Genomic DNA, 3,595 nt, shown 5'->3' with positions numbered 1-3,595 from the left:
CCCTGATCTACCGGTCGCGGAACATGACCGATCCGGCCAGGATTTGTGATCATTTCGCCGTGACGATCCGTGGCTTTTACGCTACCCAACGCTTTAACCTGGAACCGCAACCGATATGAGCCGCCGCACCCGAAAACCTCTTCCCAAGCGCAACGCAGGTGATCGCCCGAAGGGCGCGAGGCCCTACCGGGGCTCGCAAGCCGAACGCTCTAAGGGGCACCGTCCCGGCGGCAAGCCCGGGGCACGCTTTGCGACACCTGCGCCCCATGCGGCGAAGCCGTTCAAGGCCGAGCCCGCGAAGGAAATAGCCGAACCGGCGCCGTTGCCCATCAAGGTCCAGACCGTGGTCGTGACGGCGGACGAGAACAACATGCGCGTCGACCGCTTTCTGGAAGCGCGCTTTCCGGGGCTGTCGTTCTCTCACATCCAGCGCATCGTTCGTAAGGGCGAGTTGCGCGTCAACGGCAAGCGCGCCGACAGCAAGGACCGGTTGGAGGAAGGCCAGAGCGTTCGTATTCCGCCACTGAAGCTCGATGCGCCCAAGGGGGGCGGCGGATCGCTCTCGGACGCCGCGGCAAAGACACTCGCGGCGCTCAAGGAAATGATCCTTTATGAAGATGCCGACGTGCTGGTGCTGAACAAGCCAGCTGGACTGGCGGTGCAGGGCGGTTCCGGCACCACGCGCCATCTCGACCAGATGCTGGAAGTGATGCGCGATGCGAAGGGGCAGAAGCCGCGTCTGGTGCATCGGCTCGACAAGGAAACATCTGGCTGCCTTCTGGTCGCCAAAACACGATTTGCCGCAACCGCGCTGACCGGATCGTTCCGCCATCGCTCGGCGCGCAAGATCTATTGGGCGCTGGTGGCCGGCGTGCCGAAGCCGAAGCAGGGCCGCATCTCGACCTTTCTCGCCAAGGATGAGAGCGAAGAAGACTCCATCATGCGGATCGCCGAACACGGCGACGAGGGGGCAAGTCACGCCGTCACCTACTATGCGGTGGTGGAAACCTCGGCCCAGAAGCTCGCCTGGGTATCGCTGAAACCGGTCACCGGGCGAACCCATCAGCTGCGCGCGCATATGGCGCATATCGATCATGCCATCGTCGGTGATCCCAAATATTTCAACAAGGAAAACTGGGAGTTGCCCGGTGGCTTGCAGAAACGACTTCATCTTCTGGCGCGGCGGATCGCAATACCGCATCCTCGCGGCGGCGTGATCGACGTCACCGCGCCATTGCCGCCACACATGCTGCAATCCTGGAACCTGTTGGGGCTGGAAGCCGACCGCTTCGATCCGATCGAAAACGCGCCTGAAGATTAACAACAGCCGTTCCGGATTTACTTTTCGCCGCAAGGATTCAAGCCGGCGATAGTAAAGCGAATGTTAAATTCACCACACTTGCGCCCTTTCAGGGACATCACGACATACGCCTCCATGAAGCGGATTTTCATCATTACTCCCGTCGCGATGGCCGGTGTGTTGGCCGTGTCGCTGTTCGCCACAGATGCGGCCTCAGCCCAGGTGCAGTTCATTCCGCCGGGCGGGTCGCAATTCAATCCGGCGCCGATAGTGCCTCCGCCCCCGCCCAAGATCGAGGTGCCGAAAATACCGCAATTGGATGCGGTGGCGCGCCCAAGCTATCAGGTGTCGCCGCGGCCTTCCTTCAGCGATCGCGTCTCGACCTGTCTCGATGAGGCCGCAGCCAGCGGACTTGGTCCGGCCGAACGCGAAGCCTATTCGCGCGCCTGCGCCAACGACAGGTGATTGCGGTTTCATCCCCATCCCGCGCCGATTCTACCATCGAAATTCGGTTGCGCTGTAACCGCGACGTCTGGCGTTAGCGCGACCCGTTGGCATCGCCAGGAGCAAATCGACCTCTCCCCAGCGGGGAGAGGTGAATCGAGTCCGCTGCAGAAGCGATTCAACCAAACCCCATCTCACTTAGTGAACCGATAAAGTTGCGATAGCGAGCGCGACGAGCCAGCCCACGATGAGCAGAGCGACCGCGGCCCCGACCGTTATCCTGAGTTTATCTTTTGTCGTGGTGCCGCGCATTGGGGTGCTAAAACTCCGTCGATATCTTATCGGTTCAAACCCTGATTTTTGTACTGCGCCAGGAACGCGCGCAAGGAATCGTGCGGGCTTTCGACGTCGTAGATTACCCAGCCGTCGGGTCCGCTCACGAGAACGAAATTCATGATGACGGCGCGCCCCTGGTTATCGAACGAGGCGACGACGTAGGTCTTGTCGAATTGCTTGCGCAGGATCGAGATCGAAATCGCGCCTAATTTCCAGGTCGGGCTCTGCACCAGAAAATCATAAGGTGCCTTTCGCGACGAAAGCCAGGCTTCGCGCAGGGTTTGGTCAAAAAACTGGCGTGCGGTATCGGCGTCGCGCGGCAGTCCGCTCGACAGCTCCGATGAGCGGTCGCCATAATAGGCATAGAGGTTGCGCACGAGCGATTCCGGCGAGCGAAATCCGGCTTGGGAGCCGGACAGGCTCGCGCCGGCAAGCAGAAGGCCTGCCAGCGGAACCACGATCATCGCCGATGCTTTGGACATCGCATGCATACTCGCTTTATCTGCAGCGTACCATGAGATAACACAGCGCAGAAGAATGCGACCAAGAGCTGGTGCGGGAAATGCGTGAGCTGTTTGACGAAGTGACAGGACAACCTGCGGCCGATCCGCTTGAGGCGGCGCGGCGCTCGGCGCGTATGCCGCAGCGCAAACGCTTTTACGCCAATGCCGCCATCGCCGAGGGCGAGGGCGGATTTTCCATCACGCTGGACGGCAAGCCGATCAAGACGCCAGCGGGAAGGCTTTTGATCGTGCCCGCGCGCGCCATCGCGGAGATGATCGCAACTGAATGGAACGCGCAAGGCGAGATCATCGACCCCGTGAGCATGCCGGCGACCCGTTTTGCCAACAGCGTCGTTCAGGGCGTGGTCGGCAAGGTCGGTGCGGTGGCCGACGATGTTGCAAAATATCTCGGCTCGGATCTGTTGTTTTACCGCGCCGGCCATCCCGAGGCGCTGGTGGCGCGGGAAGCTGAGCATTGGGACCCTATCCTGTTCTGGGCGGCGGATTCGCTTGGCGCCCATTTCATGCTCTGCGAAGGCATCATGCATGTGCGCCAGTCCGACAAGGCCATTGCCGCGGCACGCGCGACGCTGCCGTCCGATCCCTGGGCGATCGCGGCGCTGCATGTCATCACGACGTTGACGGGCTCGGCCCTGCTGGCGTTCGCGCTCTTTCACGGCGTGATACCGGAGGAAAAGGCCTGGGCCGCCGCTCATGTCGAGGAGGACTGGAACGCGGAAAAATGGGGGGTGGATGAGGAGCTGGCGGCACGACGTGCCGCACGTCTGGTCGACTTCACGGCCGCGGTCAGAATTCTGCAGGCTCTCAGAAGCTAAAGCGTGATGAAGTTGGGTTGAACTGTCATCGCGGCGAAAGTGCGCCCCTCTCCCATTGGGAGAGGGTTGGGGTGAGCGACTGTGTTGGCTGTCAAGCGGGTTGCCATGGCGTTTTGGTCCTGAGCATGGCGTTGAGGATTGTGAGCAGCTTGCGAGCGACGGCGATCAAGGCGACC

The 3,595-nt window shown here is 61.3% G+C and carries 4 protein-coding genes; 3 read left to right on the top strand and 1 reads right to left on the bottom strand.

All coding sequences use genetic code 11. From position 1 onward, the window contains the following. Positions 1-115: 115 nt before the first annotated feature. On the top strand, positions 116-1,321 hold the full coding sequence (locus VNX23_RS10150; RefSeq protein WP_325629596.1) for an RluA family pseudouridine synthase: 1,206 nt from the start codon (positions 116-118) through the stop codon (positions 1,319-1,321). Between the two features lie 114 nt (positions 1,322-1,435). Next, positions 1,436-1,765, top strand: coding sequence for a hypothetical protein (locus tag VNX23_RS10145; RefSeq protein WP_325629594.1), 330 nt, complete (start codon positions 1,436-1,438; stop codon positions 1,763-1,765). 317 nt (positions 1,766-2,082) lie between these two features. Here VNX23_RS10145 and VNX23_RS10140 read toward each other — a convergent pair whose 3' ends face one another. Beyond that, the gene (locus VNX23_RS10140) at positions 2,083-2,562 is read right to left on the bottom strand and encodes a hypothetical protein (protein WP_325629593.1); all 480 of its coding nucleotides are present in this window, start codon (positions 2,560-2,562) and stop codon (positions 2,083-2,085) included. Between the two features lie 80 nt (positions 2,563-2,642). Here VNX23_RS10140 and VNX23_RS10135 point away from each other — a divergent pair, with 80 nt between their 5' ends. Beyond that, entirely contained in the window at positions 2,643-3,419 is a 777-nt protein-coding gene (locus VNX23_RS10135) for an ATP12 family chaperone protein (RefSeq protein ID WP_325629591.1), read from the top strand. The last annotated feature ends 176 nt before the right edge of the window (positions 3,420-3,595 follow it).

Source organism: Bradyrhizobium sp. (assembly GCF_035570375.1).
Lineage (GTDB): Bacteria > Pseudomonadota > Alphaproteobacteria > Rhizobiales > Xanthobacteraceae > Bradyrhizobium.
The sequence above is the reverse complement of the archived record's forward strand: the minus strand, read 5'-3'. Positions and strand labels throughout refer to the sequence as shown.